The 22,414-nt window shown below is 69.4% G+C and carries 10 protein-coding genes; 1 reads left to right on the top strand and 9 read right to left on the bottom strand.

Annotated features, from left to right (window positions below; genetic code table 11):
* The 4 genes from AC1M14_RS13835 to AC1M14_RS13820 all read right to left on the bottom strand — a co-directional run bounded on the left by AC1M14_RS13835 (window position 1) and on the right by AC1M14_RS13820 (window position 14,144).
* Window positions 1–783 carry an efflux RND transporter periplasmic adaptor subunit gene (locus AC1M14_RS13835; RefSeq protein ID WP_246842378.1) on the bottom strand — a complete coding sequence of 261 codons (783 nt, stop codon included), beginning with the start codon at window positions 781–783 and terminating at the stop codon, window positions 1–3.
* Entirely contained in the window at window positions 780–2,297 is a 1,518-nt protein-coding gene (locus AC1M14_RS13830; RefSeq protein WP_102771128.1) for a TolC family protein, read from the bottom strand. The genes AC1M14_RS13835 and AC1M14_RS13830 overlap by 4 nt, the downstream gene beginning before the upstream one ends.
* Complete coding sequence (locus AC1M14_RS13825) at window positions 2,294–13,447, bottom strand: VCBS domain-containing protein (RefSeq protein ID WP_479729821.1); 11,154 nt, start codon at window positions 13,445–13,447, stop codon at window positions 2,294–2,296. Before AC1M14_RS13825 ends, AC1M14_RS13830 begins: the two co-directional genes overlap by 4 nt.
* 427 nt (window positions 13,448–13,874) lie before the next feature.
* The gene (locus AC1M14_RS13820; RefSeq protein ID WP_102771130.1) at window positions 13,875–14,144 is read right to left on the bottom strand and encodes an H-NS histone family protein; all 270 of its coding nucleotides are present in this window, start codon (window positions 14,142–14,144) and stop codon (window positions 13,875–13,877) included.
* Window positions 14,145–14,241: 97 nt separating this feature from the next.
* On the opposite strand from AC1M14_RS13820, the gene AC1M14_RS13815 reads away from it, so the two are divergent.
* A complete protein-coding gene (locus AC1M14_RS13815) occupies window positions 14,242–15,222 on the top strand; it encodes an AraC family transcriptional regulator (protein WP_102771131.1) in 981 nt (326 codons plus the stop codon).
* An 18-nt stretch (window positions 15,223–15,240) separates the two neighbouring features.
* On the opposite strand, the gene AC1M14_RS13810 is transcribed toward AC1M14_RS13815, so the two are convergent.
* The 5 genes from AC1M14_RS13810 to AC1M14_RS13790 all read right to left on the bottom strand — a co-directional run bounded on the left by AC1M14_RS13810 (window position 15,241) and on the right by AC1M14_RS13790 (window position 22,398).
* Complete coding sequence (locus tag AC1M14_RS13810; RefSeq protein ID WP_246842377.1) at window positions 15,241–16,227, bottom strand: hypothetical protein; 987 nt, start codon at window positions 16,225–16,227, stop codon at window positions 15,241–15,243.
* A gap of 10 nt (window positions 16,228–16,237) precedes the next feature.
* Entirely contained in the window at window positions 16,238–17,020 is a 783-nt protein-coding gene (locus tag AC1M14_RS13805; RefSeq protein WP_111825172.1) for a bestrophin-like domain, read from the bottom strand.
* A gap of 39 nt (window positions 17,021–17,059) precedes the next feature.
* Complete coding sequence (locus AC1M14_RS13800; protein ID WP_479731803.1) at window positions 17,060–18,172, bottom strand: BamA/TamA family outer membrane protein; 1,113 nt, start codon at window positions 18,170–18,172, stop codon at window positions 17,060–17,062.
* A 5-nt stretch (window positions 18,173–18,177) separates the two neighbouring features.
* A complete protein-coding gene (locus AC1M14_RS13795; RefSeq protein WP_479729820.1) occupies window positions 18,178–20,703 on the bottom strand; it encodes a spermidine synthase in 2,526 nt (841 codons plus the stop codon).
* A gap of 72 nt (window positions 20,704–20,775) precedes the next feature.
* Entirely contained in the window at window positions 20,776–22,398 is a 1,623-nt protein-coding gene (locus AC1M14_RS13790) for an arylsulfatase (protein ID WP_102771134.1), read from the bottom strand.
* Between the last annotated feature and the right edge of the window lie 16 nt (window positions 22,399–22,414).

Here is a 22,414-nt window from a genome sequence, read left to right as displayed (position 1 = left end):
TCACCGGGGAAAGCCGAAATCGGCGATGCCGCTCATGCCCGGCAGCAGTTCGCGCCCGGGGTCTTCCGCCCTGCCCTCCAGTTCGATCGACTGCGCCACGGCGTCGACCCGCGCGTTGACCGCGGTGACGCGCGCCTGGTATTGCTTGCCGGTCTCGACCACGTTGAGCTGGAACGCCGTGCCGGCCTGGACCCGGCCCAGCTGGCGCGACGGCAGGTTCAGCCGCAGGCGCGGCGGCCCGTCGCCGACCAGGTCGATCAGCGGCGCGCCGGCGTTGACGGTTTCGAAGGGACGCACGTACACCTTGGCGATGCGGCCCGAGAACGGCGCGGCCACGGTGCAGTAATCGACCTGGGCCTGGGCCAGCGCCTGGGCGGCCGCGGCGCGCTCGGCGGCGGCGCGCGCCAGCGCGACCTCGGTGTCGCCGGCGGCGTCCAGTTTGCGCAGCCCGGTTTTGGCGCGCAGGTTCTCGCGCGCGCCGGCCAGTTCGGCCGAGGCCATGCGCAGCCGCGCCTGGGGTTCCTCGCAATCCAGGCGGAACACGACCTCGCCCTTCTCCACGTGGCGGCCCAGCTGCGCCTGCGTCGATTGCAGGCGGCCCGCCATCGGCGCGGCCAGCGTGCTCTCGGGGTCGGCCGCCAGCAACACCCGGATGGCGTTCGGATCGCTGGACAGTTCGGGCAAGGCGGCCGGCGCCAGGTCCTGGGCCTGCGCCGGCAGGCCGGCCGCCGCCAGGACCAGGGCAAGAAACGCGCGCGGCCGCGGCACGGGCAGCTTCATCATTTCGCCTCGCCTTGGGCCAGCAGCGTGGTGCGCTCCCAGCCGTTCATGGTCTTCTGGATCTCCGCGGCCAGCGTGGCGACGTCGTGGTTGGCGATGACGTCGGGCATCACGTCCAGGCCGACGGAGTTGTAGAGCCGTCCCCAGGCCGCCTGGGCGTCCGAGTAGGCGGCGTAGCGCTGGTATTGCGACAGCAGCCAGCGCGCGTCGGCGCGGATGTATTCCAGCTTGGAATCGGCGGAGATGCTGGCGCTGGCCTCGGCGTAGTCGCGCAGCCTGCCGTCGACCTGCGAGCTCTGGTCGGCGAACTCGAACTGTTCGCGCGCCAGGTAGTAGCGCTGGGCGGCCACGCGCACCTGCGTCAGCACCGCCATGGACAGCGCCAGGCGGCGCAGGTCGGCGACCTTGCTCTGGTTTTCGCCGGCCGCCTGCAGCGCCGGCCCCTTGAGCAGGCTCAGCAGGTTCCACGACACCCGCACGCCCACGGAGGACCAGCTGTTGTTGTAGAGGTATTCGTTGGAGTCGTAGTGCGCGCCGGCATTGAAGCTGATGTGCGGCCACAGCTCGGCCTTGGCGATGCGGATGTCGTTGTCCGTGACCCGCTTGCGATACCACTCCTCCATGATTTCCGGACGGTTCTCCAGCGCCAGCTGCTCCAGCGCGGGAACGTTCATGGTGGGCATGGGGATGGGCGGCGGATTCTCGTCGGCCACCTGGAAGTCCGTGCCGGGCGGCAGCGACATCAGGGCGGCCAGCTCGGCGCGCGCCAGCTCCAGGTCCTGGCGCCGGGTGGACAGCAGGCTGACGGCGTCCAGCAGCGCGCGCTGGTAGGCCAGCGCCTCCTGGCGCGGCAGCAGGCCGCGGCGCTCGGCTTCGCGCGCGTTGTCCAGCCCGGTGCGCACGCGCGCCAGCAGGTCGTCCACCGAGGCGATCAGGCGCTGCGCGCCGACCGCGCGCCAGTAGGCGTTGCGCACGTCCTGCAGCACGTTCTGCACCACTTTGCGGCGGCGTTCCTCGGCCATCAGCACCTGGTCCATCTTCTGCTGCGAGCGCTCGTAGGCGACCACGAAGTCCAGGGTGCTCCAGCTCAGCTCCAGGTCCGCCAGCCGGTGGTAGCGCTGTTCCGAGGTGGACGGGCGCAGGCTGACCTCGCCGTCCTCGATGCCGATGGAGGTGCCGCCGGAGTCGTTGGACCGGTCGGTATAGCCGGCCGAGGCGATCAGCTTGGGCAGCATCTCGTGGCGGGTCACGTCCACCAGGTTGCGCGACAGCGCGCTTTCCATCAGCTTGAGGCGGTAATCGAGGTTGTATTTCAGCGCGCGCGCCGAGGCCTCGTAGAAAGTGATCGGATGCGTGATCGGTTCCTGGTCCGAATACATCATCTTGCGATCCTGCTCGATACGCGCCAGGACTTCATCGTGCGTATACGGGCTGGCCAACTGGCTGGATGAACAGGCGCTCAGGCCCATCACGGCCAACGCCAGCACATTCGCGCGAACCACGAGCTTGCGCTTCATACCGCTCCCCCTTCCGTCTTCACCGAATTCTGTTGTTCCGCCGCCAGCCAGCGCTCGCGCCATGCGTCGCTGGCGTTGGCGCGGATCTGGCCGCTGAAGGACTGGGCCGCGCGCGCGGGCGGCTCGGGCCGCGCCTGGGCGCCGGCGCTTCTGCCTGCCTCGGGCATGCGCAACTCCTTGTAGGTAAACACCGAATCGTCGCGCAGCAGGCCGTCGGCCGACAGGAACACGTTGGCGTAACGCGTCTGCAGGCAGGCATCCTGGTAGCGCGCCTGCCATTGCAGCGCCTGGATGGTCCGGGTCAGCGGCGTCTCGTGGTCCTGGCCCAGGTCCGCGGCCACCGAATGCAGCATGATCTCGGGCGGCATGGCCAGCTCCGGCCGCTGCCCGCGCACGCTGGCGTCCAGATAGCGCTCGAACGCCAGCGTGTCGCGCACGGCCGGCGTGACGTAGACCACGGGGTCCACCTGCAGGTCCGAACGGAACGCCGGTTCGGTTTCGCGGCCGAACAGCGCATACGGGTCGGGCGGCGCGAAGTAGTCGGCTTCGAGCTTCAGGACGATGGTCAGGCGCGCCTCGGATTGCAGGCCGGCCAGGTCCGAGATCGTGTAGATGAACGGGTCCTGCAGGATGGGCCCGCGGCCCCGGGCCGCCTGTACTTCCGGGTTGCTCAGGTCGACTTCGTAGCGGTAGCTGCCGTCGGCGTTCATGACGAGAACGCCGTAGCGGCCCGCCAGCGCCTGACCGACCTGCCCGGCCGCGGCCCCTTCCTGCTGCGGCCGGATGCCGGTCACGGAAAGCGCGTCGCCGCCGTCCACGTCGCTGTCGTTGGGCAGCACGTTGCCCTGCACCACCGGCGGGCCGGAAACGTCGTCCACATAGGCCGTGTCGTCGCGCGCCTGCGGCGTGTCGTCGCGGCCCGAGATCGTGACCGTCAGCCGGGCCTGCGCCAGCGCGCCGTCGGCGTCGCGCATGGTGTAGGTGAACACCTCCGTCAGCGTATCGGAGGCGGTTCTCAAGGCCTGCACCACGGGATTGTCGTTGTCGACCACGTACTGGTATTCGCCATTGGCGCCCATGACCAGCGTTCCGTACCGGCCGGCGATCGGGCCGAGCGCGCCGGGCGCGGCCGGCCCCAGGCCGACGCCAATCACCGTCTTGGTATCGCCGGCGTCCACGTCCGTATCGTTGGCCAGCACGTTGCCGGCCGGGTTCACGCCGGGCACGCCGTTGTTCAGCCCTCCGGCCTCCACCGCCGCGGCCACGTCGTCATGCGCGACGGGGGCGTCGTTCTGGCCCACGATCATGATGACCAGCGTGGCGCTGTCCTGCAGGCCGCCGCTGTCCGATATGGTGTAGGTGAAGACATCGCGCAGGGTGTCGCGGGCCAGGCGCAGCCGGTCCACCTCGGGCAGCGAATTGTCCAGCACGTAGGAATAGGTGCCGTCGGCGTTGACGATCAGGTCGCCATAGGCGCCGCGCAGCACGGCGCCCACGGCGCCGGCGGTTCCGCCTCCGGCCGCCGGACCCGTGCGGATGCCCACCACCGTCACCGGCTCGCCTTCGGCGTCGAAGTTGCGCAGCGTCACGTCGCCCACGGGATTGCGGCCGGGGAACGGCTGGTTGTCGCGCACGCCCTGCTCCACCGCGACCCCGACCACCGGGTTGGCCAGCGGGGCATCGTTCACGCCCTGGATGGTGATGCTCAGCTGGGCATGGCTGGTCAGTCCGCCGCCATCGACCACGCGGTAGGTGAATACCTCCACCAGCGTCTGGCCGGCGTCCAGCGCGGCCACGGCCTCGTTGGTTTCGTCGGCGTGATACGTGTAGCTGCCGTCCGCGGCGATTTCCAGCCAGCCGTACAGCCCGTCGATGCGCTGCGGCGCCGTGCCCGTCACCGCCGTGAAGCCGGCGATGCCGGCGCCCACGCGTATGCCGTCGACGGCCTTGGTGTCGCCGGCGTCGACGTCGGTATCGTTGGGCAGCACATTGCCGGCCGCGTCCACCGCCGGCGACAGCGACGTGGCGGGCACCGCGGTGTCCGCGTCGTCCTTGGCCACGGGGGCGTCGTAACTGCCGGCGATGGTGATGGTCAGCGTCGCGGTGTGCGTCAGGCCGGCCAGGTCCCGCACGGTATAGGTGTAGGTCTCCTGCAGCGACTGGCCCGCCCGCAGCTGCTGCACGGCCGCCAGCGTGTCGTCGACCTCGTAGCGGTACGAGCCGTCGGCCTGCAGGTACAGGGTTCCGTACAGGCCCGCGGCGGGTCCGCCCACGACGCCCGCGGCCGCCTGCGAATTCTGCACGGCCGATACGGTGCTGCGGTCGCCGGCGTCCACGTCAGCGTCGTTGGCCAGCACGTTGCCGATGGCGGGCGAGCCCGGCGTGCCGTTGTCGGTGCCGCCGGCCTCCTTGGCGCTGCCGGTATCGTTCTTCGCGACCGGCGCGTCGTCGGCCCCGCGTATGGTCACCGTGAGCTGGCCGTCGCTGGTCAGGCCGGCGGCGTCGCTGAGCCGGAAAGTGAAGTACTCGACCAGCGTGTCGGTGGGCAGGCGCAGCGCCTGGACTGCCGCCAGCGCGTTGTCCACCACATAGGAATACGTGCCGTCGGCGTCGATGCGCAGCGTGCCGTAGCGGCCCTGCAGGGTCGTGCCGGCGGCGCGCATGGCTGCGCCGTCCCTGGGCTGGCCGGCGGCGAAGCCGGCGATGTGCAGGGTGTCGCCGGTATCCGGATCGGCGCCCGCCGCCGGCAGCAGATTGCCGCTGGGGTCCAGCCCGCCGGAGCCGTTGTTTGTGCCGCCCTTCTCTTCGGCCGTGATCGCCTGCGCCACGGCCTGGGGGGCGTCGTCCGCGCCGGCGATGGTGATGCGCAGCACGGCGCTGGATTCCAGCCTGCCCACGTCGCGGATCTTGTAGGTGAAGTCCTCGAACAGGGACGCGCCCGCCGGCAGCGCCTGCACGACGGGGTTGTCGTCGTCGACCGCGTACACATAAGTGCCGTCGGCCAGCAGCGTGAGCGTGCCGTAGGCGCCGGTGACCACCATGACCTGACCGGCCGCGTCCGGCACGGCGCCGCCGCCCGCGCCGCCGGCGCGCGCGCCGGTCACGCTGAGCTTTTCGCCGTAGGCCGCGCCGTCCACGTCGCCGTCGTTGTCCAGCACATTGCCCTGCGCGGCCTGGCCGCCGGAGGTGTTGGCGGCGCCGCCGGCCTCGACCGCCGCGCCGTCGTCGTCGGCCGCGACCGGGGCGTCGTTCTGGCCCAGGATGCGTATGCGCAGCTCGGCCTGGTCGCTCAGGTTGTCGGGATCGGAAACCGTGTAGGTGAACACATCCACCAGCGTGTCGCCGGCCGTGCGCAGGGCCTGCACCAGCGGATCGGTTTCGTTCAGGGCATAGCTGAAGGTGCCGTCGCTGTTCAGGGTCAGGGTGCCGTACTTGCCGGAGATGGGGGCGCCCACCGGCCTCATCGTTCCGCCGTCGGCCTCGGCGCCCGCGCGCACTTGGGTGACCGCCAGGGCGTCGCCGTCCGGATCGATGTCGTTGACGGTCACGTCTCCCGTGGCGGTGCGCCCGGGCGTGGCGTTGTCGACGCCGCCGCGTTCCTGGGCTACGGCGACGATGTCGCTGGCCACCGGCTGGTCGGCCACGCCGTGGATGCGGATGGTCAGCACCGCGCTGCTCTGGCCGCCGTCGGCGTCCTGCAGGCCATAGACGAAGCGCTCGTCGACCGTGCCGTCGGGGCCCAGCGCGATCAGCGTGGCGTTGAGGCTGTCGATCTCATAGACGTAGCTGCCGTCGCTGTTGATGCGCAGCACGCCATACAGCCCGTTGATGGTCTTCTCGACGCCGGCGGCCACGGCTTCCTGCGGGCCGCCCTCGGCGCCGATGGCGTTGACCGCCGCGGTCTCCATGGCGTTGTCCACGTCGCTGTCCAGCAGGGCCGGGTCGTCGACGGTGTACGGGTCGGTGATGACGTTGCCTTGCGGATTGCGCGGCACGCCGGTGATGGTGTTGCTGGCCACGTCCACGCTGGCGGTATAGCCTTGCGCCAGGTTGTCGGCCGCCACCGGGTTGTCGTTGGCGCCGTGGATGGTGATGACCAGCGAGGCCAGCGCGTTCAGGCCGCCCGCGTCCGTGACGACGTAGTCGAAGGTTTCGCGCAGCACGTCGCCCTGGTTCAGGGCCTGCACGGCCGCGTTGTCGTCATTGACCGTGTAGACATAGCTGCCGTCGGCGCCCAGCCGCAGCGTGCCGTAGAGGCCGGCAATCAGCGCGCCGTTTGCCGAGGTGGTGCCGGCCGGGATGGGCTGCGCGGGCGCGGGGCTGGGGCCGGTGTGATTGCGGGCCTGCGTGACGCTGCGCGTGTCGCCGGCGTCCACGTCGCTGTCGTTGCCCAGCACATTGCCGCTGGCGGGGCTGCCGCCGGTGTCGTTGGCCGTGCCGCCCTTCTCCTCGGCTGAGCCGGCGTCGTCCCGCGCCTCGGGCGCGTCGTTGGCGCCGGTCAGCGTGATGACGAGCCGGGCCGAACTGGCCAGGCCGCCGCTGTCGCGCAGGTTGTACGTGAACGCGTCCGTCAGGGCCGGGCTATTGGCCAGCAGCGCCTGGACGGTCGGGTCCAGGTTGTTCACCACATAGCGGTAGCCGCCGTCGGCGTTGATGTACAGCGTGCCGTAAAGCCCCGCCACCGCGGCCTCGCCGCTCAGCGGATCGACCGTCACCGTGCCGCCGGCGCCGCTGGCCTGGGTCACGCTGAGCACGTCGCCGTTGGTCTGGATGTCCACGTCGAGGTCGTTGTCCAGCACGTTGCCGGCCGGATCGACGCCGGGCACGTCGTTGTCCACGCCGCCGGCCTCCTCGGCGCGGTCGGCGTCGTCCACGCCCACGGGCGCGTCGTTGACCGCGATCACGCTGATGTCCACCGTATCGGTGTCGCTGAGGTTGTCGTCGCCCGCTTCGAAAGGCGTGCCGTCTCCGTCGGCGTCGCCGCGCTGGCCCAGGTCTTCGGTCAGGATGGTCAGGCGTTCGTTGCCGTTGTAGTTGGCGCCCGGCGTGTAGACCAGCGTGGCCAGCGCCGCGTTCAGCGCGTTCTGGCTGCCGCGCAGCTGCAGCACGCCGGAACCGAGCGCGCCCGCCACCAGCTCGACCTCGCCCAGCGTGAGCGTGAGGCCGCCATGCTGCACGCTCAACGTGACCTGCATGACGCCGTTGCCGGCATCCGGATCGTCGATGGACAGGCCGGCGATCGCCAGCGCGGTGTCCTCGTCCACGGACAGCGCGCCGGGCACGGTGTTGACCGGGCCGTCGTTGCGCTCGACGTAGCCGACGTTGCCGGCCGCGGTCGTTCCCAGGTCGCCGAAGCTGGCCAGCACCTGGCCCTTCGGCGAGGCGCCGTCGCTGTCGATGCGCGCGTTCACCACGCCGGTCGGCCCGGCCACCGTGATGGTGGCCGGCGCGTCGATGCGGAACACGCCCGCGCCCAGCACGCCGAAGTAGTAATAGCCGTTGGCGTCGGTGGTGGTGGTCCAGCTGCGGTTGTCGGCGGCGGTGGACAGGTCGTTGTCCGCCCCGCCCCAGGTCAGCGTGACCGTCTGGCCCGCCAATGCCGGGCCGTCCGGCGCGGTGGACGCGGTGGCGCTGTCGGTGTCGTTCCAGAGCGTGCCTTCGACGCGGCTCAGGCCCGCGGCGTCGCCGTCCAGGTAGGTGTTGGGTCCGGCGCCGCTGCCCGTGCGTTCGCCGCCCACCGAGCCCGCGGCGCCGACCTGGGTGCCCGCGAAGCTCTGGAAGCTGTCCGGCAGGCTGGTGTAGGTCAGGTTTGCCGAGGTGTCGGCCAGCGCCACGTTGTTGGGCAGCTGCGCGCCATAGGCGAGGCTGACCGTCGAGCCGGCCGCCAGGGCGTCCAGCCTGAGGGTGACGCTGCCGCCGTCCACCACCACCGACACGCCCGGCGGATAGCCGCCAGGCGCATAGGTGACGCCGTCGATCGTCAGGCCGGTGACGGTGAGATTCTGCCCGCCGGCGGGCAACGTGTCGGTCAGCACGACGTCGTAGGCAGTGGCCGTGCCGGTATTGCCGAAGCTCACCGCATAGCTGGCCTGGCCCGTCGCGCCGCCGGCGCCGGGGTCGAAACCGGTGACCGACTTCTGCATGTTGTCTATCTTCGGCTCCACCACGCGTTCGACGATGGTGTTCGTTCCGAACCGCACTTCCGCGCCGCTCAGGAAATCGGCCCGCACGGCCAGCTGGCCGCCGGCCGCCACGCCGGCGGCGTTGTCCACCCGCGCGTTGAACTCGAAGTACAGCCCCTCGAAATCCGCGTCCTGGTTCAGGTTCACCAGGTTGCCCAGCCGCAGCACGATCACGCGCGGATCGCTGGTGTCGATGGCGCCGGTGTTCAGCACGCCCTGCGGGCCCACGCCCGACAGATCGGGGTTGAGCAGCGTGCTGGCCTCGTCCATCACGCCGCCGTCGATATACGCGTTGCCCGAGGCGAACAGGCCCGCGAGATCTGTGGTCAGGCCCGGCGAGCCGTTGGCGAGCGCGTCGGCCAGCAGGCCCAGCAAGGCCGAGCCGTCGTTCATGAAGGTCAGCCCGGGCGGCAGGTAGACGCGGATCGAGGCATCGGGCTGGGTGCCTTCGGGCACCAGCAGCGCCACCCGGTAGTGCACGATTTCGCCGACCGCGACGTCCTGCGGATCGGCCGTGGACGGCGTGCCGCCCGCGGTGTCGGGCAGCCCGCCCACGTGGCTGATGGTGCCCGAGGCCGCCACGTCTTCGCTGTGCAGGCTGGTCACGCGGTAGTCGTTGAGCGCGCCCGAGCCGAGCTCGCCGTCGGCGCCCGTGCGTTCTCCGCTGTTGGCGCCGTCCAGGCTGCTCCATTGGACGGTGACCAGGTTATCGACCTTGCCGGAGGTGCCGGTGGTTTCGTTGAGCACGCCCTTGAATTGCAGCACCAGGGTGGCGCCCTTCGGAATATCCAGCTTGGCCCCGTCGGTCAACTGCAGCACGCCGTTCTGGATCACGAAGTCGCCGCCCGTCAGCGTGGCTCCACCGTATAGCGTCACGCCGACGATCTGCGCGCCGCTCAGCTCGGTGGGCAGCACGTCGGACAGGCGCACGTCGAAGGCGTCCACGTCGGTCGAGGCGGTGCCGTTGCCCACGGTGATGGTGTAGGTGATCTCGTCGCCCCGGTCCACGCCCACGGGAGAACCGGTGGTGACCGCGGTGTGCGACACCGACAGCGTGGGTTCGACGACGGTGGCCGACGGCAGCCCGCCGGTCGCGGCCACGTTGCGGTCCACCGGCGTGGCGCCGTTGGGCGTGTCGCCGTCCGGGTCGCTGTAGGTCAGCGAGGCGTTGTTGGTCAGGGTGCGGCCGGCCTGGTTGCCCGTCACGTTGGTGGCGATCAGGCCCACGCGGATCACGAAGCTGTTGTCGGCCGCGTTGTTGTTCGCCAGCGCGTTGCTGGCGCTGAAGCTCAGCACCAGGTCGGCGCCGTTGGCGCCCGATCCGGACACGCTGGCCACCGTCACCGCGCCGGCGAAGTCCGCCGTCAGGCTGCCGCTGGCGGCGAGCTGCGTGATCAGCTGGTAGCCGTCGATGCCGAAGCTGGTGTCGAGCGCGAAGCCATCCGGGATCAGGTCGGACAGGCGCAGGTTCTGCGTGCCGCCTTCGGGCAGGGTCACGACGATGTCGTAGAGCATGCGTTCGCCGATCACCAGATTGCTGCCGCCGGTATGCGCGGCGCTGGAGTCGGTCGGGTCCAGGCTGCCGCCCGCGTAGCGCACGGTGACGGTCGGCGCGGCCGATTGCGCGGCCGCCGTGTCGGTCAGGTCGGTGGGCGTGAAGTCCGCGCCGCCCTTCTCGCTGGCGTAGTGCGTCAGCGCCGCCGCGCTCTGCAGGGTGCTGGACGCGGCAAGCGTGTTGCTGGCCACCACATCGTAGGTGATGACCACCATGTTCTGGCCGCTGTCGTCGGCGGCGGTGCCGACCCGCCCCGCAAGCAGCGTCGGCTGTCCGTTCGCGTCCAGGAAAGTGATGGTGGCGCCCGACACGCTGTAGTCCCGGCCCAGCACCAGAACGGTGCCGTCGCCGCGCGCGATGCGCAGGTTGGCGGTGTCGAGCGACCCGCCCAGAAAGGCCAGGCCCGGCGGAATCTGCAGCGTGACCGAGACATCGTAAGCGCCGCCGCCGCCGGTGTTCTCGATGCCGGTGGCCAGGCGCAACACGTCGCCGCCGTCCATTCCGGCGACCGATCCTTCCAGGCTGGCGAGATCCGTGATGCTGCCATTAAAGCCCGCGCCGGTGCTGCCCGGCGGGTTCCAGCTGCCGGTCGCGCCGGTGACCGTGCCGCCGGTGGCGCCGACCACGCCGTGCTTGATCGCCAGCGAAGGTTCGGCCACGGACTGGATCAGCACGTTGTCGTTGTCCACCAGCGGCGCGTGGTCCACGGTCGTCTGTTGCGTGGACTGGCCCAGCACGGTGATGGAGCGCTGGTCCGCGAAGGGCTGGTTGCTGACGCGCAGCGTGAACAGCACTTCGATGCGGTTCTGGCCCGCGGGATCGCCCTGCATGGCGAAGCTGCCGAAGTCGAATACCAGCGCGCCGCCGGGGCCCGCGCTGACCGAGACCGCCGAGCCCGGATGGCTGTCGCCCAGGCCGTACGACCAGCGATGGTCGCCGATGCCGGCCGACCAGGCGCCGGAGGGGTCGAACACCGGCGCCGGCAGGTAGGCGGTCAGCTTCAGGTTTTCGTAGTCGCCGGTCTGCAGGTCGTAGCGCAGCACGAAGGTCACCACGTCGCCGGGCTGCAATTCGTAGGACGGCGGCACCGTGCTGCCGTTGACCTGGAACACGCCGATGTCCACGTTGCCGTTCGGAACCGTCACGGTCACGTTGGAGCCGTCGGACTGCACCGGCCCGACGTTGAGCCGGCTCTGGATGATGGTGCCTGCCAAAAGCGCGCTATTGCGCAGCGTGTCGCCTTCGTTGATCTCGGGCTGCGTGTAGCCGCCCTGGTAGGCCTCGTCCACCGTGGCCTGGTAGCTGATGACCGCCCGGGTGGCCGACTGGCGCGTGCCGTCGCTGGCGATGTCGCCGATCAGCGCGTCCATGCTCAGCCCGGCCTTGGCGATGGAGGCCGCCAGGTCGAAGATGATCTGCGTGCCCGCCGCGGTCTTGTCGCCCAGGGTGTAGACCAGCGCGACGGTGTACTGCTTGCCGTCCTGGGTGAAAGTCATGAGCGGCGTGCCGGTGAAGCTCAGGCCGTCTCCCAGCACGTCGGTGATGGTCAGGCTGCCCTGCCCCAGCGCCGACTTGCCGATGGCGAAGTAATCGGAGAGCGTGACGTCGTACCGGTAGCTCAGCACGTCGCCGGGCGAGACGCCGGCCACGCCGTTGTCGGCGTCTATGGCGGAACTCTTGTGCAGCGCCACCGACTTGGCGACGAAGCTGACGTCTTCGCCGCGCCCAGCCACGGGCACCCACGGCAGGTTGGCGGGTATGTCGCGCGGGTCCAGCGGCGTCCACCGGCCCACGGAGGTCGCGCTCGGCACCTCGATCGTGCGCGGCGCGCCGGTGTCGGGATCGAGCACATGGTCGCCGTCGGCGGTGGCCTGCGCGACGAAGAAGCGCACCTGCGTGTCGGCCGGCGCGTCCAGGGTCGCATAGGTGATCTCGTACGACGCCACGTAGGGCTTGAGCGCCAGCGCGGCGTTGATGGCGGCGGTGTCGGTCAGCACGCGGCCGTCGGCCAGCGTCACGCGGGTCAGCATGCCGCCGGCGCCGGGCGCGATGCTCAGCACCCGGATGCTGTCGGGCAGGTTCTGCGAGATCACCACGTTGTTCAGCGTCTGGCCGGGCGCGGGCGTGGCGGTCACGGTCAGCGTGTGCGGGTAGTTCTCGCCCGTGGCCGTCTCGCCCTCGGTCATGTCCAGCGTTTGCGTCACTTCGAACGGCGTGGAGCGCAACGCGTAGGTATGCCAGCCGCTTTCGAACAGCGCGGGGTCCTGCTGCGGATTGTCCAGCGGATCGTTGCCGTACTGGAAGCCGGCGCGCAGGCTGACGTTGTGGTCCTTGTTCACGTCGGCCAACGGACTCATGCGCAACGTGATGTCCACTTCGATCGAGGGCTGGTCCTTGCCGAATCCCGCGTAGGGCAAGGCCAGCACCACCAGCTGATCGCCCGGGCGGTAGCCGTACTGCGAGGCCTGCAGGATCACCGGATTGCCGTTGGCGTCGCGCGCCAGCGGATGCTGGGCGGTTCCATCGGGTCCGAACGTGACCACATAACCGTTGAGCGTTATGCCCATGGTGCTGGCCGACACGAAGCTCACGCCGTCGTCGCCGTCGTAGCCGGTAACGGGGATCAGGATGTCGATGTACGGCGCGTAGCCCTCCTGGCTGGAGGGGTTGCTGATCACGGCGCGTATCTGCGCGGTGTCGCCCAGCAGGATGTCCTCGCCGCTGCCGTCCAGGGCCAGCGTGGGCGCGGCGTCGGCCAGCAGTCCGTCGAACGCGGCCAGGGCCGACGCCTCGATCTGCAGCCGGCTTTCGATGGCGCCGGTGCGCACCTCCAGCACCCAGTCGCCGCCTGCGGTCGGGCTGCCGGTGTCGTTGGTCGAGGCGGCCACGTCCGCGCCGGTGGCGCCGGCCAGCGCGCCGATGAGCGCCTGGCCGCTGTCGCCGCCGCCCGTGCCGCAGCCGTAGAGCAGGATGTCGGCGTCGGCGCTCAGGTAGGCGCCCCACCCCGCCGCGCGCAGCGTGTCGGCCGACTGCGCGCTCAGCGTGCTGCTGCCCAGCGTGAACTGGCCCGGCGCGCCGTGGCTGAGGATCTGCACCGAATCCACCGGGCCCAGCGCCTGCAGCGCCTGGCGCACCGCGGCGATGCCGTCCTGGGCGGGGTTGACCACCAGCACCTTGGTGCCGGGCGTGGCGCTGTCGGCCAGCGCCTGGGCGCCGGCCAGCCGTCCGTCGATGACCAGCAGATTCTTGCCGGCCGCTGGCGCGGCGCCGTCGGCGGCCTGCGCGTCCGGATGATCGGCCTGCGAGTCGCTTTGCTGGCGGTCGGCGGCAACCGCGGCGGCGGCGTCGTAAAGTAGCCGCGGTTCGAGAGCCAGTGCCCGGGTCATGGGGCGAAAGATCGGCAAAGTACTCATGGCCTTGCTCCTCCTCGATGCATGTCCCGGCATGGACCGCGACGCTGCGCCGCTATTGCTGAACAGGCGGCTCAACGATCTGGCGTTGAACCCGGTTTGTCGTCGTTATTCCGAACGCGGACCCGCCGGCTTGCGGCGCTTGCGCCGCACCCCTCCGGCGCGGCGGCCCGTCACGCTATTTAGAAATCATTTGTCATGAAACGCGGCGGTTAATTCGTTGCAATTGAAAAAATAATGCGAAAGCCTGCCCCGCGCTATCCGAAATACGAAATCTCGGGACCGATTGTTGCCATGGCGCACGCCACGGTTAAATAGATTTACCGCAGATACTTGTAGTTACCTGAGGCGCGCCGCATGACTGCTTGCCGATTATCGGAAACGAGGCGGAAAATGCCGTGAAGCGGCCGGGGCGGATTTGGAAGGAGTTTCAATCGACGCGGAAGCGGCTGCGGTCCTCTCCCCTGATCCAGTTCGGCGGCCTGCCTATGCCGTTCCAGGTCTGGCCGGTTTCCGGGTGGCGATAGCGCACCAGGTCGGAAAGGTCGGGACCGAATAATTGTTCGGCGGTGATGCCGTATTCGCGGATTTTCTGGCGCATGTCGGCCAGCACTACCTGCAGCTCCTGCCGGCGCAGGCGATTCGCCTCCACTTCGAGACACCGTATGCGCTGCTTGACCTGCCGGTAGTTTTCCGTCATAAAGTCAACCCGATGGTGAATTCGCGATAAAAAAAGTAATAGCAAGCTGTTTATTACGCTATCCGAAAAGCGAAATATTCGAGGGGTTTTTCTTAATATGCCGATTCAAGCTGCCTATTTGCGGCATGTTTATTCGGGGCTTGAGCCCCTGCAGGCGTTTGATGTGGTGTATGGCAGTACTTTCGAGCATCGGCTGGTGTCCTCGCAATTGGCGAACATGGAGCATCAGCGGCTCGTCCTCGGCGACGTCCGGCTGGAAATGGGACGGTACGAATTCCCGGTAATCGCCAACGGCAGCATGCCGAAAGACGGAATCTGCATCGCCTTCATGGCCGAGGGCAGCGACGTCACGCGATACAACACCGAGGCCATCGGCGCCGAAGAGATACAGGTCTATCCGCCCGGGGTCGAGCTTCTTTACCACGCGACCGGGCTTTCGCGCTGGGTCAACTTCACCGTGCCCGAAGAACGCCTGCAGAACGTCGCCATTGCGCGCACCGGCAGGCCGTTGCGGATGAAAAGGCGCGCGGCCTATTCGGTGCGGCTGCGCGCCGGCGGGCGCGGCGTCCTGGGCACGCTGACCAGCGACGCGATGGTGATGGCGCGGCGCCTGTCCGCCGACGGCGGCATGGCGCCGGCCCTGGTCGAGACGATCTGCGAGTCGCTGGTCGCCGGCTACGTGGACGCGCTGACGTCCGCCGAGCCGCTGGACAAGGCCGACGACTTGCCGGTGGCGGAACGCCATCGGCGCCTGGTCATGGCGTGCGAGCGCCTGGTGCTTTCCGGAGAGGCCGCGGATATCGCGCTCGGCGAAGTCGCGCGGCGCAGCGGCTATACCCTGCGCTCGCTGGAGATGATTTTTCGCCGCAGCGTCGGCATGACGCCGGGGCGCTGGTTCATGACGGCGCGGCTCAACGGCGCGCTGCGTGACCTGCTTACCTGCAGCCGCAGCGCCACCGTTTCCGACATCGCGATGAAATGGGGTTTTCGCCATATGTCCAGATTCGCCGAATACTACAGGCGGACGTTCGGAGAGCTGCCCAGCGCCACCCTGGCCCGCACGGGCGTGCGGCCGTAGGCAGGCCCGGGCGCGGCCTCAGAAACTCACCGCCAGCCCCACCGAAAAGCCCGACACGTTATTGCCGAACACATAGCGCCCCACCACGCGGGTGCGGGTGATGAACACGTTGTAGGCGCTCGAATCCAGCTCCAGGCCCGCGCCCACCGAGGTCAGGCGGTCGAAACCCAGTATGCCCTTCTGGTCGCCCAGGAATTCGGAGTGCGTCAGCTCCAGCACGTAGCGCAGCGGCCGTTGCAGCAGGATCGCGCCGGTCGGCGCGCGGTAGCGCGCCCACAGGTTCGCGGACTGGGCGACGGCGTTGCCGCTGACCGCTGCCGAGCTGTCGAAGCTCTGCAGCCGGATGTCGGAATAGCGCAGTTCCACGTCCACTTCATAGCCGGGCCGGTAGTGCTCGTAGTCCAGCATGATGGAGCCGCCCAGGCCGTAGGCGTTGAGCGAGCCGCGGTCCAGGAAGTCGATGTCCTTGCCGGTGCGCTGCCCCACGTACCAGCTGGCCGCGCGCAGGTCGCTGGTGACGTTGCCCAGCGCGAAGTTGAAGATGGGCCGCAGCTTGAGCTCGTCGGTCAGCTTGAAGTCCCAGCCTATACCGCCGGTGGCGGAGACGCTGTTCCATTTGGTCGGGATGCGGCGGGTTTCGGCGCCCTGGGTGGCGACGAAGGTCGGGTCGTAGCGGCTGCCGGCCAGCACGCCTTCCAGGTAGACGGGGAAGGAATCGGAGATCGTGTCGCCGCCGCCCAGCTGGGTCATGAAGAACTCGTTCGATCCGGTGGTCGAACCGCCGCCGCTGCCGATGTTCAGCGAACTGGTGGTGATGTCGGGAACGATGGAGAACGACATCAGCGCCAGCACGCCGTTGGCGCGCTTTTGCAGGTCGTCCTTGCTCAGCCGCAGGCCCTGGCTCCAGGCCGCCGCGGGCGCGGCGCAGGCCGCGGCCAGCAGTGTCCAGGCGCCCAGGCGGGCGGCCGCCCGTTTCTTTCCCAACCGCCTATGCTTGCTTGCCATGGGAGCCTTCCTATTTGGCGCCGCCGGCCGGATCGACCATGGACTGCCGCTGCGCCACCAGCAAGGCGTCGCTCTGGTCGATGCGTATGGTGCCGATGCGCGGGAACTCGAAGTCGATGATGATGTACAGGGCCGCCGTCATGACCACGGCATAGATCACCTGGTGCAGCAGCGTCTTGCGCCTGGTCGAGGCCAGGTTCAGGCCGACGAGGCCGGCCGCGACCAGCGTCAGGAAGCCCAGGAACACGTAGGTCGCGATGGGCGGATGCACCTTCTGCGCCACGGTCTGGGCGCTGGCGACGTCGAACATTTCGTTGACCGCGCCGACGTAGGAAGCGGCGAACGGCGGCACGCTGGCGCGCGCGGCCTGCATCGAGGTGGCCCAGATCTGCGTCTGCAGCGCCGAGACCTCGGAGGCGATCGCGTCGCGGCGCTCCAGGTCGGCCACGTTGCGGTAGTACTCGATGCGCTTGTCCACGTAGCGGCGGAACTGGTCGCGCAACTGGGGCTGGTCGCCGGCGTGGACCATGTCGATGCGCAGCCAGGCGGTGCCGATGGCGTTGACCTCCTGCACCAGCAGCTCGCGGCGGTCGGCCATGCGCTGGGCCGCGCCGGAGAACGTGAAGGCCACCAGCAGGCCCAGCAGCGCGAATACCGAGCCTTCGATCACCGCGGCGCCGGAGCCGGACTTTTCGTCGGCCCCGCGCCCCAGCCATTTGCCCAGCTGCATCGCGATCAGCAGCAGCACGAAGAACGCGACGGTCAATCCCGCAAGCAGTAGCGAGTAATTCATTCGATCACCCTAGGTATCGTCGTTATTGATGGAAAATCTTCATCGCCAGGCGCTCCCCACCTGGATGTAGAACGCGTTCTGGTCCTTGCTGTGGGCCACGTCTATGCCCACCGCCAGCCCCAGCTTGCGCGCGATCAGGTAGCGAAAGCCCGCGCCCACGCTGACCACGGTCGTCGCGTCGGAAAAAGTCGTCCAGTTGCCGTAGGCCTTGCCCACGCCGCCGAATCCCAGCAGCGACCAGCGCGGCGTGGCGTGCCAGCGCAGTTCGGCTTCCAGCGCCAGGGCGTCGCGGTCCTGGTAGCGGCCGCGCGAGACGCCGCGCAGGTCGACATAGGGTTGCGCATAGAACGGCACGGCGCCGCGCGTGAACTGTCCGTCGCCGCGCAGGCCCAGGGTCCAGCGCGGCGCGACCGGCGTCCAGTGATAGCCGCGGGCGCGGTAGCTTTCGAAGGATTGGTCGCTGCCCAGCCAGCTGCGCGAGAACTGGGCTTCCAGCTCGGCATAGGTGCCGCGGTTGGGATAGAACATGTTGTCGCGCGTGTCGTAGTCCAGCACCAGCCCGGCCTTGCCGATGCGCTGGGCCATCTCTGCCGCCGAAAGCTCGCTGGCGGCCTCGCCGGTAAAGCGCGTGTCCGAGCGGAAATAGGTGTAGCGCGGGCCGACGTACCAGGGCGTGTCCGCGACCCTGGCCAGCACCTGCTGCACCAGGAACGTGCCCTTCACTTCGTAGCTGCGCCCGTGGCTGAAGGCGCCGTAGTATTCGAGATTGGCGCGTCCCTGGGCCAGCGCGCCCAGGTAGCGGTAGCGGTCGCCGTCCCAGCTATGGAAGTGGAACAGCCCGGCGCCGCGCGAGCCGTTCTCGGTGGCCAGTCCGCCGATGCCGGTGATGTTGGGCGGGGCCTTGCGCGCCTCGCCGGCCTGGTCGGCGGCCTCGGCCTGCCCGGCCGACTCGGAGAAGTACAGCAGCATCAGGCCGCCGCCATAGCCGACGGCCGGCTCGGTGATCACGACGGGCACGGGCAAGGCGCCCTGGTGGCGCAGCAGGAAGTCACTGGTGTCGAAGTCGCCGTCGCTCGAATCGGTGAACGACGGCGTTTCGCCGCGAGCCGGGGCATGCGCCATCAGGCCGCACAGGATCGTGGCCATGACCATGCGCATCATCTCGTATCGGCGCCCGCCATGAACCAGCGCAGATAGGGATTGGCCTGCGCCAAGCGGGCCAGAGCCGCCGCGCTCTCGCTCCATTCGGCCAGGTCGCCGCGGTAGGCGGCCAGCGCGCTGCGATAGAACAGGTCCAGCGCGCCGCGCTCGCTCTCTATCTCCTGGGTCAGCGATTGGGCGTGCGGCCCCAGCGGCGGGTCGCTGCGCAGCGCCAGCAGGGCCGGCAACGTGCGCACGACTTCGCGCGGCCGGACCCAGGGGGCGTACTCGATGGCCGGACGGTCGTCGGTCACGGGCGCCGCATCGCCGGCGAAGCGCGCCAGCCCTTCCCTGTCGGTCACCCAGGTGGCCAGCAGCGCCGCCGGCGAGCCCACGCCCACTTCCGCCAGGGCCTGGCGCAATTGCGGCTGGGCCATGCGCGCGGCGATGCGGCCGGCGTCCAGCGGCATGGGCTGCATGGAGCCCACCAGCAGCATCTCGTGCATTTCGGTGGTCCAGAGCGTGGCGTGCGGAAACACCGCGATGAAGCTGGCCACCAGGGCGCGCGTGTCGTCCAGGTTCTGCGTGGGCAGCGGCAGCCATTGCGCGACCACGCCCTTGGGATTCAGGCGCGACGCCGCCAGTTGGTAGAAGTCGCGCGAATAGAGATTGACCACGCCGGCGGCCGAGGGCGGCGGCGGTTCCAGGGTGATCAGGTCGTAGTGGTCGTCGCGGGTCAGCAGCTCGCGCCGGCCGTCGCGCAGGCGGCGTTCCAGGGCCGGGTCGGCGGCGGCGTCGTAGCTGCCCTTGAACAAAGACCCCGCGCGCAGCACGCCGGGCAGCAGTTCGGCGACCACGCGGCGGTCCAGGCCGGGATAGCGCGACAAGGCGCCGGCGGTGATGCCGGTGCCATAGCCGATCACCAGGGCCGAGCGCGGCTCGCCGGCATGGACGATCAGCGGCAGCAGCGCCTGCAGCCGCATGTAGCGCAGCGACGGCATGGCGTCGCCGGAATTGGACACGCCCTGGATGTAGAGCCGGCGGAAGCGTTTCTCGCCCGCGCCGCGCTCCACGACGGCGACGGTGCCGCCATGGCTTTCCTCGTAGAACACCAGCGTGCTGTCCTTGGCGCCCGGCAGCAGCCGCGCCAGGTGATCGGCCGGCAGCGCCCAGCCCACGATCAGTACGGCGCCCAGCAGCGCCGCCGCCACGGCACGCGTCATCGGCGCGCGCGCGCGCCAGGCCGCCGCAATGCCGATGGCGCAGGCGATCGCGGCCAGCAGCGCCAGGCCGCGCGCGGCGCCCAGGCGCGGCAGCAGCACGAAAGCGACCAGCAGCGTGCCGGCGATCCCGCCCAGCGTATTGCCGGCCAGCACCAGCCCCGCGCCCTGCCCGCGCCGGGCGGGCGGCACCGCGATGCGCAGCACGGCGGGAAACGCCGCGCCCAACAGCAGCGTCGGCGCCAGCACCACCACCGCGGCCACCACGGCGAAGCGCGCGCTCATGCCGGCCAGTCCGCTGTCGCTCCAGCGCCGCACTGCGGCCTCGGCCAGCGTCTGTGCCTGGATCAGCCAGGGGCCCAGCAGCGCCATGGCCACCAGCGCGGCCACCCCGGCGCCGGCGATCAGGAGCGCGAATACGCGCCACGGGTCGCGCAGGCGGTGCTCCCAGCGCGCGTACAGCGCCGCGCCCAGGGCCAGCCCGCCAAGATAGACCGCAAGCACCACGGAGAAAGCGAACGCCCGCGTGCTCATGAAAGGAACCACCATCTGCGACCACAGCACTTCGTAGCCCATCGCGACCGCGCCGGCGGCGCTATACAGGCCGATGGCCAGCCATGCGCCTTCCGGCTGCGCGGCCGGGCTTGCCGCCTGCTCGCGGACCGGGGCTGCCTGGGCGCGGCGTTGCAGCGCCCAGGCGCCGCCCGCGGCGGCGAGATTCAGGCCCGCCGCCGCGCAGGCCGTGCCGAATACGCCGTAGGCCGGGATCAGCACGAAGGCCGGCAGCAAGGCACCGGCGATGGCGCCAGCGGTGTTGGCGGCGTACAGCACGCCGCCGGCCCGTCCGACCTGGCCGGCGCCGCAGGCCCGCAGCAATACCGGCAGGGTTCCGCCCATCAGCATTGGCGGCACGGCCACCAGCGCCAGTATCGCCAGCCAGGCCAGCCACGGCATGGCCTGTTCCGCGCGCGCGAACGGCAGCGCGCCGCGGGCCAGCGCCCAGGTCACCGCCAGGGCCAGAAAAGCCACGCAGAGCTCGATGCCGGCGTACAGGCGCATGGGCCGCAAGCTGCGGTCGGCCAGCCGGCCCAGCCAGGCGCTGCCCACGGCCAGGCCGAAGAAAAAGCCGCTGACGGCGATCGCGATGGCGTGGACTTCCACGCCCACGATCAGCGACAGCTGCTTGATCCACACGATCTGGAATATCAATGCGGCCGTGCCGGAAAGCGCCAGCAGGCCGGCCGCGGCCCACAGGCCGCCGGCGGCGCCGGCACGCGCGTCGGCCGTGGCCGGAGCCGGCATTTCTCGCAGCGCTGAATTCATAAAGTCCTGCTATCCCGGGTTTACGCAGTCAGGCGGCGGGCCGAAGGTGTCCGGACCCGCCGCCGCCCTGCCCTACTTGCCTTGCTTCTTGGCGGCTTCTTCGAACTGCTTTTCGATCGCGCGGTCCACTTCGGCCTGCACCTGGTCCACGCTGAAGGTGGCCGGGCGCTGGCTGGGCGGATACTCGATGAACGTCTGCAGGAACTGCGCAGCCTTCATCGAGGCCATCAGCACCAGATAGTCGTTCTTCACCAGCCAGTCGTAGTACTGGTTCGAGACCACGTCGGCGCGTTCATACGGGTCCATGCGCAGGTTGAAAAGCTTGGGCACGCGCAGGCACACGAACGGATCCTTCCAGACATCGAAGCCGCCGGGCGCCTGCTGTTCGCAGAACACGGCCTTCCAGTTCTGGTAGCGCATGGCCACCAGCATGCCGTCGTCGTTGAAGTAATAGAAGTCGTTACGCGCGCTTTCCGGGTCCTTGCCGGTCAGGTAGTCGAGCTGGTTGTAGCCGTCCAGGTGGACCTTGTAGCTCTTGCTCGCGCCGTTCGGCGTCCAGCCCTTGAGCAGACGTTGCTTGACGTCCGTGTCGCCCACCGCGGCCAGCAGCGTGGGGAACCAGTCCAGGCCCGACACGATGCCCGTCTTGACCTCGCCCGCCGGGATATGGCCCGGCCAGCGCACCATCGCCGGCACGCGGTATGCGCCTTCCCAGTTGGAGTTCTTTTCGTTGCGGAACGGCGTGGTCGCCGCGTCCGGCCAACTGAACTGGTTGGGACCGTTGTCGGTGGTGTAGATCACGATGGTGTTGTCGGCGATGCCCAGGTCGTCGAGCTTCTTGAGCAGCTTGCCCACGTCCTGGTCATGCTCCCACATGCCGTCGGCGTAGTCGTTGCCCGGCATGCCGCTCTTGCCGCGGTGCGCGTCGCGGATGTGGGTGTAGACGTGCATGCGCGTGGTGTTCATCCACACGAAGAACGGCTTGTCGCCCTTGCCGTGCTTGTCGAGGTAGTCGAGCGCCGCGCCGACCGTCTCGTCGTCGATGGTTTCCATGCGCTTTTTCGTCAGCGCCCCGGTGTCTTCCACCTTGCCGTCGGCCGAAGCCTTGATCACGCCGCGCGGCGTGAAGTTCTTCACGAACGAATCGTCGGCGCCCTTGGGCCAGTACGGACGCTCCGGTTCTTCCTCGGCGTTCAGGTGATACAGGTTGCCGAAGAATTCGTCGAAGCCGTGCTTGGTGGGCAGGTACTCGTCACGGTCGCCGAGGTGGTTCTTGCCGAACTGCGCGGTCACGTAGCCGTGCGACTTCAGCGCCTGGGCGATGGTGATGTCGCGGTCCTGCAGGCCGACCGGCACGCCGGGCATGCCGACCTTGGACAGGCCGGTGCGGCGCGGCACCTGCCCGGTGATGAAGGTCGACCGCCCCGCCGTGCAGCTGTTTTCGGCGTAGTAGTCGGTGAAGATCAGCCCTTCCTTGGCGATCCGGTCGATGTTCGGCGTGGTGTAGCCGACCACGCCCCTGGAGTAGGCGCTGATGTTCGTCTGGCCGATGTCGTCGCCGAAGATGACGAGTATGTTCGGCTTCTTGCCGGAATCCTGGCCCTTGGCCTGCGCGCCCTGGGCATGCGCCGCCCCGGCCATCGCCAGCCCTCCTGCGGCGATGAGCGCCGCTCCCAACCATCGTGTTGCTTTCATTACCGCTCTCCTTGCC

This window comes from Achromobacter sp. SX5 (assembly GCF_056711425.1).
The sequence above is the reverse complement of the archived record's forward strand: the minus strand, read 5'-3'. Positions and strand labels throughout refer to the sequence as shown.